This window comes from Aeromicrobium duanguangcaii, from assembly GCF_024508295.1.
Lineage (GTDB): Bacteria > Actinomycetota > Actinomycetes > Propionibacteriales > Nocardioidaceae > Aeromicrobium > Aeromicrobium duanguangcaii.
In genome coordinates this window covers 2,347,568-2,365,616 of the sequence record NZ_CP101990.1, presented here as the reverse complement: position 1 = coordinate 2,365,616, position 18,049 = coordinate 2,347,568, and the positions used below count along the sequence as shown (strand labels likewise).

Below are 18,049 nucleotides of genomic sequence, written 5' to 3'. Positions count from 1 at the left end.
GAGCCGTGTCGAGGCTGCACCTGCGTGGTGCGCGACGGATCGCCCACCGACGCCTGCGACGCGTCGCCGATGTGGGGGCGGCCTCATGACGCGCCTGCAGGTCAGTCTGTGTGGGCTGGCAGCGGCAACGATCTCCGGCGGCGTGTGCGCCTTGGGTTGCCTCGTGGTCGCTTATGGCCTCGAGGTGGCGGGAGGATCCCCGTTCGAATGGCACGTCCTGGGAGCGCTGATCGTCGTCTGGGCCGTCTTCGGGCTGTGGCTCGGCATCGCCGTGGGAATCCTCGCGGGGGTCGTGCCCACGGTCCTGAGCGTGGCGCTCTGGCCCCGGCTCCGGGCCCGCGAGGGGACGCGGCGGGCGCTCGCCGTGGTCGTGGCACTGGTCACCGCCGTCGCGTGGGTCGAGTCGTTCGTTCTGGTGGGCCTCTTCGACGCTCGACCGATCGAGGCGTTCTGGTGGGCCTCGGGCGCGGCCGCCGTGTCCGGGGCGAGCATGTGGATCGTCCTGCGTCTCTCGTGGGGGGCGCACCTGCGCCGCGCCGCGCTGTACGCCCGGACATACTGAACCCCGTGCCGCCGAAGTCAGCCGAGGAGTCCAAGCGCCGCCTCGTCGAGGCGACCATCGAGGTCATGACCTCCGACGGCATCAGCGCCGTGTCGGCCCGGTCGGTGTCGCAGCGCGCCGGGCTGGCGCAGGGTCTGGTGTTCTACCACTTCGGCTCCGTGACCGACCTGGTCGCGCAGGCCTGCGTCACCGCCACGCGGGACCGCGTCGAGCTCCACCGCGAGCGCTTCGAGCAGGCACGGTCCTACGGGGACCTCGTGCAGCTGGCCCGCGACGTGCAGGAGGCGGAGCGCGGAGCCGGGCACGTCTCGGTGCTCGGCCAGGCGCTGGTGATGGCCCAGGCCGATCCGGGCATCGGGCGCGCCGCCCGGGACGCGCTGCTGCTGTGGCGCGAGCCGCTCAGCGGGGTCGCGTCGCGGCTGATCGTCAAGGGCTCGCCCTTCGAGGGCGTGCTCGACCCCGAGGCGTTCACCGACCTGCTGATGGCCGCGTTCATCGGGTTCGAGCTGACCGACCCCGTGCGCACCGAGGCCGACTCCGACCGCTCGTTCGACGCCGTCGCCGCGATGGCGCGAGCGCTCGACGGTCTGGGCCCGGTGGCGCGCCGCGCCGTCTCCGGCACGCTGCGCCGGACCCGCTCGCGCTGAGCCGCGACCAGTCCCTCAGTGGGACAGCAGGAAGCCGCGCCAGTCGTCGACGAGCTCCTCGGGCGCCTCGACGCCGGGGGAGTGGGCCGCCGACGGCAGGATCACGATCTCGGTGCCGAGACGCTCGGCCATCTCGGCCTGGACGTCGTGCGGCCACGCGTCGTCGGTCTCGCCGCGGGCGACCCAGCACGGCACCCCGGTGGCCGCGACCTCGTCGACGCGGTCCTCGGCGTCCAGCAGGTGCTCGGTCATCGCCTTGAGCGAGGCGGGGGCGTTGGCCGTGAACCGCTTCGCCAGGAAGGCCGTGATCTGGGCGGGCCGCTTGATGCCCTGTTCGCGGAGCTCGTGGATCTGCAGCAGCGGCACCTTGCCGATCGCCGTGACCAGGCGCTGCAGCGGCCGGGTGGGCGTGTCACCGAGCGCTCCCGGGCCGGTGCACAGCAGGCTGAGGGTCCTGATCCGATCGGGGTGCTCGATCGTGAGCGTCTGGGACACCAGGCCGCCGAACGAGTGCCCGAGCAGGTGGAAGCGGTCGTCCTCGAGCGTGACGTCGGCGAGCGCCAGGGCGTCCTCGGCCAGGCCCTCCAGCGAGTAGTCGTCGTCCACGTCTCCGGGGGACTCGTACTGGCCACGCTGGTCGTAGGTCACGACGTCGAAGCCCAGGTCGGCCAGCAGCGGCAGGACCGGGGTGAAGTCCTCCTTGCTGCCGGTCCAGCCGGGCACGAGCAGGATCGACCCGACGCGGTCGCCGACGGCACTGATCCGGTGCACGGCGTGCTCGCTGCGGGCGGTGACGACGCGGGTGACCTCCACGCCCTCCGGGATCTCGAGGGTCTTCGGAACGCTCACGCCAGCGTCACCGACCGCGCTTCGCGATGTTCGCCACGACGCCGGTCGGGGCATGACGGGCGATCGAGGTGAGGACCTTGTAGCGCAGCGACGGGACCGAGATGGCCCTGCCGCGCTCGAGGTCGCGCAGCGAGCCCTTGACGACCGCGGCGGCTCGGAGCCACATCCAGCGGGGGACGTTGTCGATCTCGGCGCCCATGCGCTGGTGGAACTCGGTGCGGGTGAAGCCGGGGCACAGGGCCTGCACGGTGATGCCGACGTCCGCGTAGTGCCAGTTCGCCCACTGCGAGATGTTGACCAGCCACGCCTTGTGCGCGGAGTACGCGCCGCGCGGGGTGAAGGCCGCGACGCTGGCGACGTTGATGATCCCGCCGCGTCCGCGTCCCGACATCGACTTGATGGCGGCGTCCATGAGGTGCATGGGCGCGCGCACCAGCAGGTCGAGCTGGCGGTCCTCGTCGGCGATGGCCGTGGTGCCGAACCAGCCGGCCAGGGAGGCGCCGGCGTTGTTGACCAGCAGGTCGATGGGGCGGCCAGACTCCGAGAGCCGGTCGGCGACGCGGTCCGTGCCCTCGGACGTCGCGAGGTCGGCGGTGATGACCTCGACGTCGACTCCGTGGGAGCTCGACAGGTCGGCGGCGACCTGCTCGAGACGCTGGGTGTCGCGGGCGACGATGACGAGGTTCGTTCCCCGGCGTGCCAGCTGCCGGGCGAACTCGTTGCCGATGCCGGCGGTGGCGCCGGTGATCAGGGCCGTGCGGGTCATGGAGCCAGCATGCCAGTTCGGCGGCGGTCCGCCGCTGGGGAGGGGCCCCAGGTGCGGGCGTGGCGGTGATCTCATGAGAGCCGCTCGTCGCAGGCTCCTGCGGTGGCCTCGTCGGTGGCACAATGTCGGCGTGACCACCACCCTCGCCCTGGCCAACCAGAAGGGCGGCGTCGCCAAGACCACCAGCGTCGCGTCGATCGGGGCCGCACTGGCCCAGGCGGGGCAGCGGGTGTTGCTGGTCGACCTGGACCCCCAGGGCAGCCTGACGTTCTCGCTGGGCATCGACCCCGAGGAGCTCGAGGTCAGCGTGGCCGAGGTGCTGCTGGGCAAGGCCGTCGTGCGCGACGCCCTCGTGACCTCCGAGGAGGGGCTCGACCTCCTGCCGGCGACCGTCGCTCTGGCCGAGGCCGAGGAGAACCTGGTCACCCGGACGGGGCGCGAGCAGCGCCTCAAGGTCGCTCTGGCGAAGATCGCCGACGAGTACGACTGGATCGTGCTGGACTGCCCGCCCGCCCTCGGCGTGCTGACGGTCGGCGCCCTCTCGGCGGCCGACGAGGTGCTCATCCCGCTGCAGGCCGAGACCCTGTCGCACCGCGGCGTCGGTCAGCTGCTCGACACGATCCACGACGTGCGCCGGTTCACGAACCCCGATCTGGTCATCCGCGGCGTCCTGGCCACGATGTACGACGGTCGCACCGCTCACGCGCGCAACGTGCTGGCGGCGATCAGCGAGACGTACGGCCTCGAGGTCATCGACCCGCCGATCCCCAAGACGATCCGGTTCGCCGAGGCGCCCGCGATCGGCCGCACGATCCTCAGCACGGCGCGCTCGCACAAGGGTGCCGAGGCCTACCGCGACGTCGCCCGTGTGCTGATGGCGGGACGATGACGCTGCAGGGGCCCCAGGACGGCGGATCCGCCACGCGGAGGCCGCGCGAAGTCGGCCATCGTCGCCGGGTCGCGCCTACCGTGGAGGACATGGCTTCCCCGCCCCCGACCCGTGTGCGACTCGGCCGGGTGACCGCTCTGGCCGGAGCGCTCGTGCTGACCGCCACCGTGGCCGTCGTGTCGTTCGTCCTGCCCGAGACCGACGCGGCCGCGACGCAGACCCGTACGGGCGCCGCCGTCGCCGAGGCCGTGCTGCCCACGGTGGCCGCGGTCACCGAGGCTCCGGCGCCCGCTCCCGCGCCGGTGGCCGAGACCGCCCCGAAGGAGGCGGCCCCCGTGAAGACCGATCCCGCGCCTCCGGCGAACTCCGGCACGGGCCGCCGGATCGTGTTCGACCAGTCCGACCAGCGCGTGTGGCTGATCGAGGCGGACGAGACCGTGGACCGGACGTACCTGGTCTCGGGCAGCCGGTTCGACAACCTCAAGACGGGCACGTACGCCGTGCAGTCGCGTCAGCGGCACGCCACGAGCTTCGACTACACCGGCTCGATGGAGTACTTCGTGCGCTTCGCCACCGGATTCAGCGAGCCCATCGGGTTCCACGCGATCCCGGTCTACAACAACGGCAAGCCGGAGCAGACCGTCGAGCAGCTGGGGCAGCCGCTGTCGGCCGGGTGCATCCGGCAGAAGAAGTCCGACGCCAAGTACCTGTGGGACTGGGCCCCGGACGGCACGACCGTCGTCGTCACGGCATGAGACGACGACGGTCGGCCTGAGGGTCGATCAGTCGGCTGCGGCCTGCGGCGCGCCCTCGGCGGGCTTGCCGCCACGGGTGCGACGGCGGCGGCGGCGACGGGCCTGACCCTCGCCCGAGACCTGCTCGTCGGACGCGGCCTGGGGGCGACGCTCGGTCTGCTTCTCGGTCGAGCCGGCAGCGGGGCGCGAGCCACCGTCGCGGCTGTGGTCGCGGTCATGGCCACCGCTGCGGCCGTCACGCTTCTGGCCGTCGCGGCCACCCTCGGAGCGGGGCTCCTTCGGCGCCGGCGGCTTCAGCCGTCCCTTGACGTTGCGGTCGATGCCCATGTCCTGGAACAGGTGGTCCGAGGTCGAGTAGGTCTCGATCGGCTCGTCGTAGGGCAGGTCCAGCGCCTTGTTGATGAGCTTCCAGCGCTGCAGGTCGGCCCAGTCGACGAACGTCACGGCGATGCCGGTGGCGCCGGCGCGGCCGGTGCGGCCGATCCGGTGGACGTACGTCTTGTCGTCCTCGGGGCACGTGTAGTTGATGACGTGGCTGATGTTGGCGACGTCGATGCCACGGGCGGCGACGTCGGTGGCGACCAGGATGCTGACCTTGCCCTCGCGGAAGCCGTCGAGCGCCTTCTCACGGGCCTTCTGGGCCATGTCGCCGTGCAGCGGCGAGGCCGGGAAGCCACGGTCGGCCAGGTCGTCGGCCACGCGCTGGGCCTGGCGCTTGGTGCGGGTGAAGATGACCACGCGCTCGACGTCGTCGGCCTGCAGGATGCGGGCGACGACCTCGGGCTTGTCCATGTCGTGCGCCTGCCAGACGAACTGGCTCGTCGCCGGCACGGTCTGGCCGGACTCGGCCGACTCCGCGCGGATGTTCATCGGGTGGTGCATGTGCTTGCGCGCCAGCGTGACGATCGAGGACGGCATCGTGGCGCTGAACAGCATCGTCTGGCGGGTCTCGGGCGTGCGGGCCAGGATCGACTCGACGTCGGGCAGGAAGCCCAGGTCGAGCATCTCGTCGGCCTCGTCCAGGACCAGCGACTTGACGTGGCTGATGTCCAGCGCGCCGCGGTTGACCAGGTCCAGGATGCGGCCGGGCGTGCCCACGACGATGTCGACGCCGGACTCGAGCGCCTCGAGCTGCGGCTCGTAGGGCACGCCGCCGTAGATGGTGAGGTTGCGCGTGCCGCGGTTCTTGGAGGCCGTCGCGACGTCGCCGGCGACCTGGATCGCCAGCTCACGGGTCGGGGCCACGATGAGCGCCTGCGGCTTGCCGGGGGCGGCCAGCTGGTCGAAGTCGGGGTCGTTCGGGGCGACGGTGCGCTGGATGACCGGGATGGCGAACGCCAGGGTCTTGCCGGTGCCCGTGCGGGCCTGGCCGATGAGGTCGGTGCCCATCAGGGCGACCGAGAGGGTCATCTCCTGGATGGGGAAGGCCTCGATGATGCCCTTGTCGGTGAGGGCGTCGACGATCTCGGGCATGACGCCCAGTTCAGTGAAGGTAGTCAGGGGTCTGCTCTGGTTTCTGTGTGCGATCTACTGTCAGCGGATCTCGGAAATGGCTGGGATCCTGCGAGGCAGGATCGGCGAATACCCCGCCAGTCTATCGCTCCGGGCCAGGCCACGGGGGATCGCCGCGCTACAGTCCCGGTCATGACCTCCGACCCGACGACCGGCGGCCCCCTGGACGATCCCGACTACCGAGCCGGTGTGGTCGAGCTGCTGGGCCTGCTGAGCTACGGCGAGCTCAGCGCGGTCGAGCAGCTCAACCAGGACTCCCAGGACGCGCCCGACCTGTCCACGAAGGACTCGCTGCTGACGATGGCGGCGGCCGAGTGGAGCCACTTCGTGAAGCTGCGCGATCGCCTCATCGAGATGGGGGAGGACCCCTACGAGGTGATGGAGTCGTTCCGCTCGACGTTCGCCCGCTTCCACAACCGGACCGAGCCGTCGGACTGGCTCGAGGGCCTGCTGAAGGCGTACGTCGGCGACGGGCTCGCCGCGGACTTCTACCGCGAGATAGCGGCCTTCCTCGACGCCGACACCCGCCAGCTCGTGCTCGAGACGATGAGCCAGACCGGCAACAGCGAGTTCGTCGTCGGTCAGGTGCGCGAGGCCATCGCGGCCGACCCGCGCGTCGGCGGGCGGCTCGCGCTGTGGGGCCGCCGGCTCATGGGCGAGGCGCTCAGCCAGGCCCAGATGGTCGTCGCCGAGCGCGACGTCCTGACAGCCGTCGTGGTGGGCGCCGCCGACCGTCCCGGCGGGTTCGACCTCGCCTCGATCGGACGCATGTTCGCGCGCATCACCGAGGCCCACACCGAGCGCATGTCCCGGCTCGGCCTCGACGCCTGACACGAACTCCGCCTGACACGAGAAATGCTCCTGATCTCACCTCTGCGCGGGGCGCAAAGGTGAGATCAGGAGCAGATCTCGGACGGGGGCCTGGGGTCAGGCGCTGGTCAGGCCGAAGCCGACCTTGCGGCCGCTGTCGGCGTTGAAGTACAGGTAGGCGACCTTGTCGGCCGGCACGGCCACGGTGTGGCCCTTGCTGTCGGTGACGGTGAACAGCGAGTCGTCCTTCAGCGCCTGGTTCAGCGTCGCGAGCACGGTGTCCGGCTCGGCGTTGGTCTCGACGGACAGTTCACGGGCGGCGTTCTGGACGCCGATCTTGACCTCCACGGTCACTCATCTCCTTCGTTGGTGGGCTTGGGGAACCCGCCGATCCCGCGCCACGCGAGGGTGGAGGCGAGGGTGACGGCGTCGTCGCGCGTCAGGCCGGAGGCGCCGGACAGCCAGGCGCGGGCGCCGACATGGCCCATGCCGACCAGGCCGGCGGCGAGCAGCTCGGCGGCGCCACGCGACAGGCCGGTGTCCTCGACGATGACCTCGGCGATGGCGGCGGCGGACTCGGACGTGACCCGGTCGACCAGGCCGCTGACCTCGGGATCGCTGGTCAGGTCCGACTCGAAGACGAGGCGGAACGCCTTCTCCTGGTCGGCGACGCAGTCGTACCAGAGGCGCATGGTGGCCTGGACGCGCTCGGAGTTGTCCTGCGTGGACGCGAGCGCCGAGCGCACGCCCTCGATCACGGTGTCGACCGCGCTGGAGACCAGGGCGGTGTACAGGTCGAGCTTGCCGGGGAAGTGCTGGTAGAGCACGGGCTTGGAGACACCGGCGCGCTCGGCGATCTCGTCCATCGACGCGGCGTGGTAGCCCTGCTCCACGAAGACGTCGAGCGCGACGTCCAGCAACTGGGCCCGGCGCGCGGTGCGGGGAAGACGTCCCGCGCGGGGCCGGGCCTCTGGGGTCTGGGTCACGCCCCAACCCTAGCGGGAGGTTACCGACGGGTCGCTCTCAACGCCGGGGCCGCGGGGCGCCGCACGGTCGGTGGCCGGCTGTCCATCTTGCGGACGCGGCGCCACATGCTGGGACGGGCGAGGAACAATGGAGTCCTGCTCCCGGTTGTGCACCGGTGAGCAAGCAACCGAAGGAGAAGCCCGTGGTCGCGCCCCTGGTCGAGCCCGCCGATGAACTGACTGTCGACGAGGTCCGTCGCTACAGCCGCCACCTGATCATCCCCGATGTGGGCATGACGGGTCAGAAGCGCCTGAAGAACGCGAAGGTCCTGGTCATCGGCGCCGGTGGCCTGGGCAGCCCCGCGCTGCTGTACCTGGCCGCTGCCGGTGTCGGCACGCTGGGGATCATCGACGACGACGTCGTCGACGAGTCGAACCTGCAGCGTCAGGTCATCCACGGTCAGTCCGACATCGACAAGCCGAAGGTCATCAGCGCCGCGGAGTCGGTCGCCGAGACCAACCCGTACGTCAACGTCATCACGCACAACGTGCGCCTCGACACCGACAACGTGCTCGAGATCTTCAGCCAGTACGACCTGATCCTCGACGGCACCGACAACTTCGCGACGCGCTACCTCGTCAACGACGCGGCCGTCATCTTGAACAAGCCCTACGTGTGGGGCTCGATCTACCGCTTCGAGGGCCAGGTGTCGGTGTTCTGGGCCCAGGAGGGTCCGCAGTACCGCGACCTCTACCCCGAGCCGCCGCCGCCGGGCATGGTCCCGTCGTGCGCCGAGGGTGGCGTGCTGGGCGTCCTGTGCGCCTCGATCGGCTCGATCATGGTCACCGAGGCGATCAAGCTGATCACCGGCATCGGTGACCCGCTCATCGGCCGCCTCATGGTCTACGACGCGCTCGAGATGCGGTACACGACGCTCAAGGTCCGTCGCGACCCCAACGGCGTGCTGCCCACCGAGCTGATGGGCGACTACGAGGCGTTCTGCGGCGCGATCAGCACCGAGGCCGCCGACGCGGCCGCCGATGCCACGATCTCGGTGTCGACGCTGGAGGGCTGGCTCAAGGAGCGTGAGGAGGGCCAGCGCGACTTCGTGCTGGTCGACGTGCGCGAGCCGAACGAGTACGAGATCAACAAGATCCCGGGCTCCGTGCTGATCCCCAAGGGCGAGGTCCTCGCCGGCAAGGCGTTCGACCGGCTGCCGCAGGACAAGCAGATCGTCCTGCACTGCAAGTCGGGCGTGCGCTCGGCCGAGGCGCTGGCCGTGCTCAAGGGCGCCGGCTACTCCGACGCCGTGCACGTCGGCGGCGGCGTCGTGGCGTGGGTCAACCAGATCGATCCCAGCCAGCCCACCTACTGATCGGTCCTCCCGCGGGAGGATGACCCCATGGACGAGTCGTTCACCGAGGCGGTGCTGGAGGTCGTCGAGCAGATCCCATCGGGATCCGTGGCGACCTTCGGCCTCATCGCCGAGCGGCTCGGCCGTGGGGGCGCGCGCCAGGTCGGGCGGGTCATGTCCTTGGAGGGGCACGGCGTGCCGTGGTGGCGGGTCGTCCGCGCCGACGGGACGCTGCCGCCGCACCTGATCGTCGACGCCCAGCAGCACTGGCGCGACGAGGGGACGCCGGTCCGCAACGGTCGCGTGGTGGTCGTCGAGGCCCTCGCGCCGGACTTCTGACACGTCCGGGGGATGTGTCGGTGCCGTCTGGTTCCATGGGCACGTGCCCGTCGATTTCGTCCTGAAGCGCCCCGAAGGCGTGCGTGCCGACCCGCCGCGGCTCGACGAGGCGCAGCAGTCGGTCGTCGATCACCGGGGTGGCCCGCTGCTCGTCCTGGCCGGGCCCGGCACGGGCAAGACCACGACCCTGGTCGAGGTCGTCGTCGACCGGATCGAGTCCGGCGAGCTCACCCCCGACCAGATCCTCGTGCTGACCTTCAGCCGCAAGGCCGCCGGCGAGCTGCGCGATCGGATCGGCCGCCGGCTGCCCGGCACGTCGGGCACCGTGGCGGCGATGACCTTCCACGCGTTCTGCTACGCCCTGGTGCGCGAGTTCAGCGACCCCGAGGCGTTCGCCGCCCCGCCCGAGCTGATGACCGCGCCGGCCCGCGACGCCGTGGTGGCCGACCTGCTCGGCGGCCACGACGCGTCCAGCTGGCCGGCGTCACTGCGCGAGGCGCTGGGCACCCGCGGCCTCGCGGCCGAGCTGCAGTCCTTCATGTCGGCGGCGGTCACCCGCGGTCTCGATCCCGACGACCTGCGTGCCCTCGCCGCCACCCGCGAGCGTCCCGAGTGGGCGCGGGTCGCCGACGCGATCGAGGAGTACCACCAGGTCATCGACCTGCAGAACCGCACCGACTACACCGACCTGGTCACGCGCGCCGCCGCCATCGCCAGCGACCGCGACCACCAGCGCGTGCTGCGCGACCGGTTCCGGCTGGTCGTGGTCGACGAGTACCAGGACACCGATCCGCTGCAGGTCCGGCTGCTGCACGACCTGGCCGGCGACGGCCGTGACCTCGTGGTCGTCGGCGACCACGATCAGGCGATCTACGGCTTCCGTGGGGCCGATCCCGGCGCGATCACCCGCTTCCCCGAGCAGTTCTCCACCGCTGGGCGGCCCGCGCCCACGGTCGCCCTGACCACCACGCGGCGCTTCGGTCCGCGCATCCTCGAGGCGGCGCGTGTCGCGCTGGGTCATCCGCCGATCCCGCCGGGCCTCGACGCGCGGGCGGCCGAGCGGCACCGCAACCTGCAGTCGGTCGCGCCCGAGCCCGGCCGGGTCGAGGTGGCCACCTACGCGTCGGCCACGGCCGAGGCCGAGCACATCGCCGCGACCCTGCGCCGTGCCCATCTCGACGACGGACTCGCGTGGTCCGACATGGCCGTCCTGGTGCGCACGGGGGCCGATCTCACCCGGCTGCAGCGGGTGCTGGGTCCCGCCGGTGTCCCGGTCGAGGTGGCGGGTGACGAGGTGCCGCTCGTGGCCGAGCCGGCCGTCCGCAGCCTGCTGCTCGCGCTCGAGGCCGCCGACCGCATCGCCCGCGAGGAGGCGCTCGACGCCGAGATGGCCGAGGCGCTGCTGACCGGTCCGCTGGCCGGCCTCGACGGTCCGGCCATGCGACGGCTCGGGCGGGCGTTGCGTCGCCGCGATCCCGAGACGCCGTCCAGCGACCTCGTCGCGGCCTCGCTGCACGACCCGGCCGCTCTCGGCCTGTCCACCACCGACCGCTCCACGGCCGACGCGGTCGAGGCCGCACGCAACCTCGCGGCGCTGCTGGGTCGGGCCGCTGCCATCCTGCGCCGCGGTGAGCCGCCCGAGCAGGCGCTGTGGCTGCTGTGGGACGGCACCCGCTGGCCCACCCGGCTGCGCGAGCAGTGGGGCACGGTCGAGGGCCGGGCCCACGCCGACCGCGACCTCGACGCCGTCTGCGCCCTGTTCCGTCATGCCGCCCGGGCCGAGGAGGGCGGTCGGCGCCGCGACACCGTCAACTTCGTCGCCGAGCTGCGAGCCCAGCAGATCCCGGCCGACCAGCTCGAGTCCAGCGCCGCGCGGCCCGATGCCGTCCGCCTGATGACCGCGCACCGCTCCAAGGGCCTGGAGTGGCCGCTCGTCGTCGTGGCGGGGGTCCAGGCCCAGCGATGGCCCGACCTGCGCAGCCGGGGCAGCCTGCTGCGGTCCGAGCACCTGGACGGACCCGTCGCTCCGGGTTCGCGTGGCGAGCAGTTGCGCGAGGAGCGCCGGCTGTTCTACGTCGCCTGCACGCGCGCCACCCGACGGCTCGTCGTCACGGCCGTCCAGACGCCCACCGACGACGGCGATCAGCCCTCGCGGTTCGTGTCCGAGCTGCTGACCGCGGGCTTCGGCGATGCCGAGGCCCTGCCGCTCGGCCGACCGGTCCGACCGGTGTCGCTGCGTGGGGTCGTCGCCGAGCTGCGCCGCATCGGCGAGCAGACCGACGATCCCGTCGTGCGCGACGAGACCGCCGCGATGCTGGCCGAGATCGTCCGCGCCGACCTGGCGCTCACCCGCCCGGCCGATCCCGACCGGTGGTGGGGCTTGGCCGAGACCTCGAGGTCGGAGACGCCCTGGCGGCCCGAGGACCAGCCGCTGGCACTGTCGGGGTCCGCCGTCGAGGGGATCACCGCCTGCTCGCTGCGCTGGTTCCTCGGCCGCGAGGCCCACGGCGAGTCCGCGTCCACGTCCGCGCAGGGCTTCGGCTCGATCGTGCACGCGCTGGCCGCCGACGTCGTCCAGCGCGGCGTCGAGCCCGACGAGGTCGCGATGGCCGCCCGCCTCGACGAGGTCTGGCACCGGCTCGACCACCAGGCCGCCTGGCTGGGCGAGCGCGAGCGCCAGGCCGCGCACGAGACTCTGGTGCGCTTCGCGCGCTGGCACCGCGCCAATCCGCGCACGGCGCTCGCGGCCGAGCATGCCTTCACGGCCACGGTCGTCGTCGGGGGCGAGGAGGTCCTGCTGCGCGGCTCGATGGACCGGGTCGAGATCGACTCGCAGGGTCGTGTCCACGTGGTCGACTTCAAGACCAGCCGCAACGCCCCGGCGCCGCGCAAGATCGCCGAGCATGCGCAGTTGGGCATCTACCAGGTGGCCGTCGAGCACGGCGCCGTCGAGTCCCTCGGGATCACGGATGCCCGCTCCGGCGGTGCCGAGCTCGTGCAGCTGCGCACTCCGGCGGGCGCGAAGGACCCCGACTCGCCCAAGGTCCAGCCGCAGGCAGCGCCGAGCGAGTCCGGCGACCAGCCGTTCTTCGCCCTGGACCTGCTGACCCAGTCGGCCCGCACCGTGCGCGACGAACAGCTCGTCGCCCGGCCGAACGACCACTGCGGCTTCTGCGACTTCCAGCCGCTGTGCCCCGTCTTCACCGGACCCACGATCGGAGGGCCGCAGTGACGCCGCTCGTGCGCGACACCGACCACCTGAAGACGATCCTGGGCATCCCGTTCAGCGACGAGCAGCTCGCCGCGATCACGGCCGACCCGGCGCTGCCGCAGGCGATCATCGCGGGCGCCGGCGCGGGCAAGACGGCCGTCATGGCCGCACGAGTCGTGTGGCTCGTCGGCCACCTCGGGTACGCGCCCGACCGGCTGCTCGGCCTGACCTTCACGTCCAAGGCGGCCGCCGAGCTGGCCGGCCGCGTTCGTGACTCGCTGGACAAGGTGGGTGACTTCTCCGAGTTCGGCGAGCCGACCGTGTCGACCTATCACGCGTTCGCCGGCACGCTGATCGCCGAGCACGGCCTGCGGATGGGCATCGAGCCCGACCTGCGGGTGCTGGCCGACGCCACCCGGTTCCAGATCGCGGCCCGGGTCGCGCGCGGTCACGACGGCCCACTGCGCCACGTCTCGGCCTGGCTGCCCACCGTGATCGGCGACCTGCTCGACCTCGACGGTCAGCTGTCCGAGCACCTCGTCACCACCGAGGAGTTGCGCGAGTTCGACCGCACCACGGTCGAGCGGGCGCAGTCGGTCGAGAAGCCGCTCAAGTGGCACGACGAGATCGTCGCGGCCTGCCTCAAGCGCGACGAGCTGGCCGACCTGGTCGACGAGTACCGCGCGGCCAAGGCCGAGGCCGGCGTCATGGACTTCTCCGACCAGATGGCCTGGGGCGCCCAGCTGGCAACGCTGCCCGAGGTCCAGCAGGTGCTGCGCGAGCGGTACGACGTCGTCCTGCTCGACGAGTACCAGGACACCTCGGTCGCCCAGCGCGATCTGCTGCAGTCGCTGTTCGCCGGGCGGCCGATCAGCGCCGTGGGCGACCCGGCCCAGGGCATCTACGGCTGGCGTGGCGCCGCCTCGGGCAACCTCACCGCGTTCCTCGACGACTTCCCCGGCGCCGACGGCGAGAAGGGGCGGCTGTTCAGCCTCGACGTCACCCGCCGTTGTGCGCCCGAGATCATCGACCTGGCCGGCTACGTGGCACGCGAGTACTACGGCTCGCCGGGCATCTCCGACATCGTCACGCCGCTGCGCGCCGCCCCCGAGAACCCCCGGGGCGAGGTGTCGGTCGCGCTGCACACCGGCGTCGCCGAGGAGATCGAAGCGCTCGTCGACCTCGTCGTCGACTCGGTCGAGCGCGGCGTGCCGCGGCGCGAGATCGCGGTGTTGGTCCGCACCACCAACGAGAACCCCGAGATCGTCCGCGCCCTGCGGTCACGTGGACTGCCGGTCGAGATCGTGGGCCTCACCGGCCTGCTCCAGCAGCCCGAGGTCGTCGACGTGCTCTCGGTCCTGGCGATCCTGGACGACGTCACCGCCAACCCGGCGTTGCTGCGACTCATGACCGGCGTGCGCTGGCGCATCGGCGAGCGCGATCTGGCCCTGCTGGGCCAGCGAGCCGCCGAGCTGGGCCGGATGTGGCGCGACGGCGACCAGGTCGACAGCAGCGACCCCGACGCCGTCCTGCAGGCCGCGCTCGACGAGGCGACCACCGGCGTCGACCCGACCGAGATCGTCTCGCTGGCCGAGGCCGTCGAGGACCCGGGCGACCGGCCGTACTCCGAGCACGCCAGACGTCGCTTCGCCGACCTCGCCTCGATGCTGCGTCGGCTGCGTCGTCACGCCCACGAGCCGCTGCTCGACCTCGCCCGTCGGGTCGTGACCGAGCTCGACCTCGACGTCGAGCTGCCGGTCGCGGGGGTGCCCACCGACAACCTCGCGCTGCTGATGGACGCCATCGGCGACTACGCCCAGCACGACCGGTACGCCTCGCTGCCGGGACTGCTGGCCCACCTCGACGCCGAGCGCGAGTACAACGAGGGGATGGAGCTCAGCGCTCCGTCCGACGCCGACTCGATCAAGCTGCTGACGATTCACCGTGCGAAGGGCCTGGAGTTCGAGGAGGTCTTCGTGCCGTTCGTCTCCGGCACCGTCTTCCCGTCCGGTCGCGGGCGCTCGCGATGGCCCACCGTCGCCAAGGCGCTCCCCGCCCCGCTGCGCGGCGACGTCGACTTCGTGCCGCAGATCGCCGAGTTCACCAGCCCGGCCAAGAAGGCCTTCGAGGAGGACACCCGGCGCGATGCGCTGATGGAGGAGACCCGGCTGGCCTACGTGGCGTTCACCCGCGCGAAGCGCCGCCTCCACGTCAGCGGACACCGCTGGGGCCGCACCCAGCTGCGCCCCCGCGCCGAGTCGGCCTTCCTCGTCGATGTCCGCGACTGGCTGGCGCAGCGGGGGACCGCGCCGATCACGTGGGCCGAGCCCCCGGCCGACGACGACCAGAACCCGCACCTGGTCGACCAGACCGTGCCGTGGCCTGTCGCCCTGACCTCCTTCGAGCAGCGCCGCGCACTCGCCGACGCCGTCCGCCAGCACCTCTCCGGCGAGGAGGCGCTGCCGGTCGAGGCGGATCCACGCCTGGCCGAGCTGCGCACCGACCTCGACCTGCTGCTCGAGGAGGCCCGGGCCCGAGCCGAGCACCAGGTCGTGGTGGACCTGCCCGCCTCGCTCTCGGCCACCGACGTGTTGGCGCTGGCGCAGGACGAGGAGGCATTCGTGGCCTCGCTGGCGCGGCCGATGCCCCGGCGACCCTCGGCGGCGGCACGCTTCGGCACGCGGTTCCACGCCTGGATCGAGGCCCGGTACGGCCAGCAGACCCTGCTCGACCCCGACGAGCTGCCCGGCCGCGGCGATGCCGAGGTGGCCGACGAGTCCGATCTGGACGCGCTGAAAGAGGCCTTCGAGTCCGGACCGTTCGCCGGCCGCGAGCCCGTCGCCGTCGAGACGCCGTTCACGCTGCGCCTGGGCGGTCAGCAGATCATCGGGCGGATCGACGCCGTGTTCCCGATGCGGCTCGAGGACGGCACCGAGGGCTTCGAGGTCGTCGACTGGAAGACCAACCGGGTGGCCGACGCGGACGAGCTGCAGCTCGCGCTCTACCGCCTCGCGTGGGCGGAACTGCAGGGCATCGACCCGCAGCGGGTGGTCGGGACCTTCCACTACGTCCGGCTCGGCGAGTCGCACACGTTCGCCGACCTGCCCGACCGAGAGGCCCTCGAGGCCCGACTCGGGTTACGGTGAAGCGTGGAGTTCGCGTTCGACCGGGCCCGGCACGACCGGGCGGGAAACCTGCGGCGACGCGATGAGCTGTGGAGGACCCCGGATCTGAGAGTCCTGGTTCTCGGCGGCGAGCACGTCGCCACCATCGACGGACCCGCTCTGCGGTGGGTCCCGGTCGACGAGGCGCCCGACGGCGAGTGGATCCTGCTGGGCGACCAGAACGGCCGGCGCCACGCCGCCGTGGCGGTCTCGCGGGTCCCGGCCGAGCTGGCCCCGGTCAGCATCCGCACGCTCGCGCCGCTGCTCGATCCCGACGAGCTCTCCCTGGCGATCCACGCCGTGGGCCTGGCCCGCTGGCTGCAGGCGCACACGTACTGCTCGCGCTGCGGCGAGTACCTCTACACCGAGCAGGCGGGCCACCTGCGGGTCTGTCCGTCGTGCGGCACCGAGCACTACCCGCGCACCGACCCCGCCGTCATCATGCTCGTCACCGACGACGACGATCGCGTCCTGTTGGCGCGCAACCCCACGTGGCCCGAGGGCCGGTTCTCGACCCTGGCCGGCTTCGTCGAGCCGGGCGAGACGCTCGAGGACGCGGTGCGCCGCGAGGTCGCCGAGGAGGTCGGGCTGGTCGTCGACGAGGCCACCTACCTCGCCAGCCAGCCGTGGCCCTTCCCGCAGAGCCTGATGCTGGGATTCAACGCCCGGGCCACCACGACCGACCTGGTGCTGGACGACACCGAGATCGCCGAGGCGCTCTGGCTCACCCGCGATGAGCTGGCCGCGGCGATCGAGTCCGAGGGGATCGTGCTGCCTCCGCCGAAGGTCTCGATCTCGCGGTGGCTGATCGAGCAGTGGTACGGCGGCGAGCTTCCCGGCTGACCGGCTGCGCCGAACGGTTGTCACCGTCGGCCGTTGCGAGGACCATGCGGACATGACCGCGTACCCGCAACTGCGCCAGACCGTCATCGACGCGACCGACGTACGACGCACGGCCGAGTTCTACCGCGAGCTCTTCGGGCTGCAGTACCGGCCCGGCGACGAGCCGCGGGCGGACGAGGGCCCCGCCGACTGGCTGGTCCTGCGCCACCGGGACGGCTCCGGAGCGCTCGCGTTCCAACGCGTCGATCGCCTCGAGCAGACCACGTGGCCGGACCCGGACGTGCCGATGCAGCTCCATCTGGACTGCACCGTCCCGGACCTGGACGAGCTGTGGCGCCAGCGGGCGCGGGCCGAGGCCCTCGGCGCGTCACTGCTGATGGATCAGTCGGACGACGCCGAGGAGCCGCTGTTCGTGATGGCCGACCCGGAGGGCCATCCGTTCTGTCTCTTCGTGAGCGTCTGAGGGCGGCTCGGGTACGTCAGGACGCCGGACGGGCCGGGCGGTTCGCGTCCTCGACCAGGATCAGGATGCCGGAGATCAGGTTGCAGAACAGCAGCGTGCACACCGCGAGCGCGGTGTGCTTCTCGCGGTCCTTGGCACCCTGCTGGATCCGTAGGGTCATCGGGATGAACCAGGCGGCGGCGATGATGCCGAGTCCGCACGTCCCCACGATGACCAGGCCGAGCACGACCCAGTTGACGATCGCCGCAGCCTGGTACATCCCGTTCGGGGCCGGCGGGGGCGCGTACCCGTGAGCCGTCGCGTACCCCGGAGCGGGCGGGTAGCCCTGGACCGGCGGGTATCCCGAGGTCGGAGGGTAGGGCGGTTGCGGCGGGTACGACGCGGACCCGTACGGCTGGGGTGCGCCGTCCTCGGGTGCCGGGCCGTGCGCGTCGGGGGACTGGGGAGGCTGGGTCACGAGCGCCGAGAATATCGGCGTACCGGGCCGGGCGTGGGCGAATCGTCGCGACCGACGCCCGGCCCCGGGTGTCAGAGACCGAGCTGCGCCTTGACCTGCGCGACCGACGGGTTCGTCAGGGCCGTGCCGTCGGCGAAGACCAGCGTCGGCACCGTCTGGTTGCCGCCGTTGGCCTTCTCGACGATCTGGGCGGCCTCGGGCTGCTGCTCGATGTCGACCTCGTCGAACGTGATGCCCTCGCGCTTGAGCTGCGACTTGAGGCGATGGCAGTAGCCGCACCACGGCGTGGAGTACATGACGAACGATGCGTCGGACATCGGGACCCTCTCGGTCGAACGGAAGCTTCTTCGGGGTCAACGTGCCACAGGCCACCGCCATTCCCCGCACCGGCTCGGACACCTGTGTGCGGGGCCCGATGGTGTCCGCGGGCGGGGCTACGCTGGTCGCTGCCCACCCCCGACC

The 18,049-nt window shown here is 72.0% G+C and carries 18 protein-coding genes; 11 read left to right on the top strand and 7 right to left on the bottom strand.

Translation table 11 applies throughout. The features are described 5' to 3' along the window. Positions 1-163: 163 nt before the first annotated feature. The gene (locus NP095_RS11710) at positions 164-562 is read left to right on the top strand and encodes a hypothetical protein (protein ID WP_232418716.1); all 399 of its coding nucleotides are present in this window, start codon (positions 164-166) and stop codon (positions 560-562) included. Between the two features lie 5 nt (positions 563-567). Then, a complete protein-coding gene (locus NP095_RS11705; protein ID WP_232418717.1) occupies positions 568-1,209 on the top strand; it encodes a TetR/AcrR family transcriptional regulator in 642 nt (213 codons plus the stop codon). Between the two features lie 15 nt (positions 1,210-1,224). Here the strand turns inward: NP095_RS11705 and NP095_RS11700 are convergent, their stop codons facing one another. Beyond that, on the bottom strand, positions 1,225-2,058 hold the full coding sequence (locus NP095_RS11700; RefSeq protein WP_232418718.1) for an alpha/beta fold hydrolase: 834 nt from the start codon (positions 2,056-2,058) through the stop codon (positions 1,225-1,227). A 7-nt stretch (positions 2,059-2,065) separates the two neighbouring features. Continuing rightward, on the bottom strand, positions 2,066-2,824 hold the full coding sequence (locus tag NP095_RS11695; protein ID WP_232418719.1) for an SDR family NAD(P)-dependent oxidoreductase: 759 nt from the start codon (positions 2,822-2,824) through the stop codon (positions 2,066-2,068). Positions 2,825-2,954: 130 nt separating this feature from the next. Here NP095_RS11695 and NP095_RS11690 point away from each other — a divergent pair, with 130 nt between their 5' ends. Further along, positions 2,955-3,713 (top strand): ParA family protein, encoded by a 759-nt coding sequence (locus NP095_RS11690; protein ID WP_232418720.1) that lies wholly within the window; start codon positions 2,955-2,957, stop codon positions 3,711-3,713. An 89-nt stretch (positions 3,714-3,802) separates the two neighbouring features. Continuing rightward, positions 3,803-4,468 (top strand): L,D-transpeptidase, encoded by a 666-nt coding sequence (locus NP095_RS11685; protein ID WP_232418721.1) that lies wholly within the window; start codon positions 3,803-3,805, stop codon positions 4,466-4,468. Between the two features lie 27 nt (positions 4,469-4,495). On the opposite strand, the gene NP095_RS11680 is transcribed toward NP095_RS11685, so the two are convergent. Continuing rightward, positions 4,496-5,941 (bottom strand): DEAD/DEAH box helicase, encoded by a 1,446-nt coding sequence (locus tag NP095_RS11680; RefSeq protein ID WP_232418722.1) that lies wholly within the window; start codon positions 5,939-5,941, stop codon positions 4,496-4,498. A gap of 171 nt (positions 5,942-6,112) precedes the next feature. Here NP095_RS11680 and NP095_RS11675 point away from each other — a divergent pair, with 171 nt between their 5' ends. Further along, a complete protein-coding gene (locus NP095_RS11675) occupies positions 6,113-6,811 on the top strand; it encodes a ferritin-like fold-containing protein (protein WP_232418723.1) in 699 nt (232 codons plus the stop codon). 96 nt (positions 6,812-6,907) lie between these two features. Here NP095_RS11675 and NP095_RS11670 read toward each other — a convergent pair whose 3' ends face one another. Both NP095_RS11670 and NP095_RS11665 read right to left on the bottom strand, forming a co-directional pair. Then, the gene (locus tag NP095_RS11670) at positions 6,908-7,144 is read right to left on the bottom strand and encodes a DUF3107 domain-containing protein (protein ID WP_232418724.1); all 237 of its coding nucleotides are present in this window, start codon (positions 7,142-7,144) and stop codon (positions 6,908-6,910) included. Then, complete coding sequence (locus tag NP095_RS11665; RefSeq protein ID WP_232418725.1) at positions 7,141-7,776, bottom strand: TetR/AcrR family transcriptional regulator; 636 nt, start codon at positions 7,774-7,776, stop codon at positions 7,141-7,143. Before NP095_RS11665 ends, NP095_RS11670 begins: the two co-directional genes overlap by 4 nt. A gap of 155 nt (positions 7,777-7,931) precedes the next feature. Between NP095_RS11665 and moeZ the strand changes: the two genes are divergently transcribed. From moeZ to NP095_RS11635, 6 genes are read left to right on the top strand one after another with little or no spacing between them, the layout of a single operon-like run. After that, the gene (moeZ, locus tag NP095_RS11660) at positions 7,932-9,131 is read left to right on the top strand and encodes an adenylyltransferase/sulfurtransferase MoeZ (RefSeq protein ID WP_232418726.1); all 1,200 of its coding nucleotides are present in this window, start codon (positions 7,932-7,934) and stop codon (positions 9,129-9,131) included. A 27-nt stretch (positions 9,132-9,158) separates the two neighbouring features. Then, positions 9,159-9,449 carry an MGMT family protein gene (locus NP095_RS11655; RefSeq protein WP_232418727.1) on the top strand — a complete coding sequence of 97 codons (291 nt, stop codon included), beginning with the start codon at positions 9,159-9,161 and terminating at the stop codon, positions 9,447-9,449. Positions 9,450-9,492: 43 nt separating this feature from the next. Beyond that, complete coding sequence (locus NP095_RS11650) at positions 9,493-12,681, top strand: ATP-dependent helicase (RefSeq protein ID WP_232418728.1); 3,189 nt, start codon at positions 9,493-9,495, stop codon at positions 12,679-12,681. Then, positions 12,678-15,806: an ATP-dependent DNA helicase gene (locus NP095_RS11645; RefSeq protein WP_232418729.1), complete on the top strand. Its 3,129-nt coding sequence runs from the start codon at positions 12,678-12,680 to the stop codon at positions 15,804-15,806. The genes NP095_RS11650 and NP095_RS11645 overlap by 4 nt, the downstream gene beginning before the upstream one ends. 3 nt (positions 15,807-15,809) lie before the next feature. Then, on the top strand, positions 15,810-16,667 hold the full coding sequence (gene nudC / locus NP095_RS11640; RefSeq protein WP_232418730.1) for an NAD(+) diphosphatase: 858 nt from the start codon (positions 15,810-15,812) through the stop codon (positions 16,665-16,667). A 52-nt stretch (positions 16,668-16,719) separates the two neighbouring features. Next, entirely contained in the window at positions 16,720-17,130 is a 411-nt protein-coding gene (locus tag NP095_RS11635; RefSeq protein WP_232418731.1) for a VOC family protein, read from the top strand. A 16-nt stretch (positions 17,131-17,146) separates the two neighbouring features. Here NP095_RS11635 and NP095_RS11630 read toward each other — a convergent pair whose 3' ends face one another. Both NP095_RS11630 and NP095_RS11625 read right to left on the bottom strand, forming a co-directional pair. Then, positions 17,147-17,587, bottom strand: coding sequence for a hypothetical protein (locus tag NP095_RS11630; protein ID WP_232418732.1), 441 nt, complete (start codon positions 17,585-17,587; stop codon positions 17,147-17,149). A 71-nt stretch (positions 17,588-17,658) separates the two neighbouring features. Then, the gene (locus tag NP095_RS11625; RefSeq protein WP_232418733.1) at positions 17,659-17,904 is read right to left on the bottom strand and encodes a mycoredoxin; all 246 of its coding nucleotides are present in this window, start codon (positions 17,902-17,904) and stop codon (positions 17,659-17,661) included. Between the last annotated feature and the right edge of the window lie 145 nt (positions 17,905-18,049).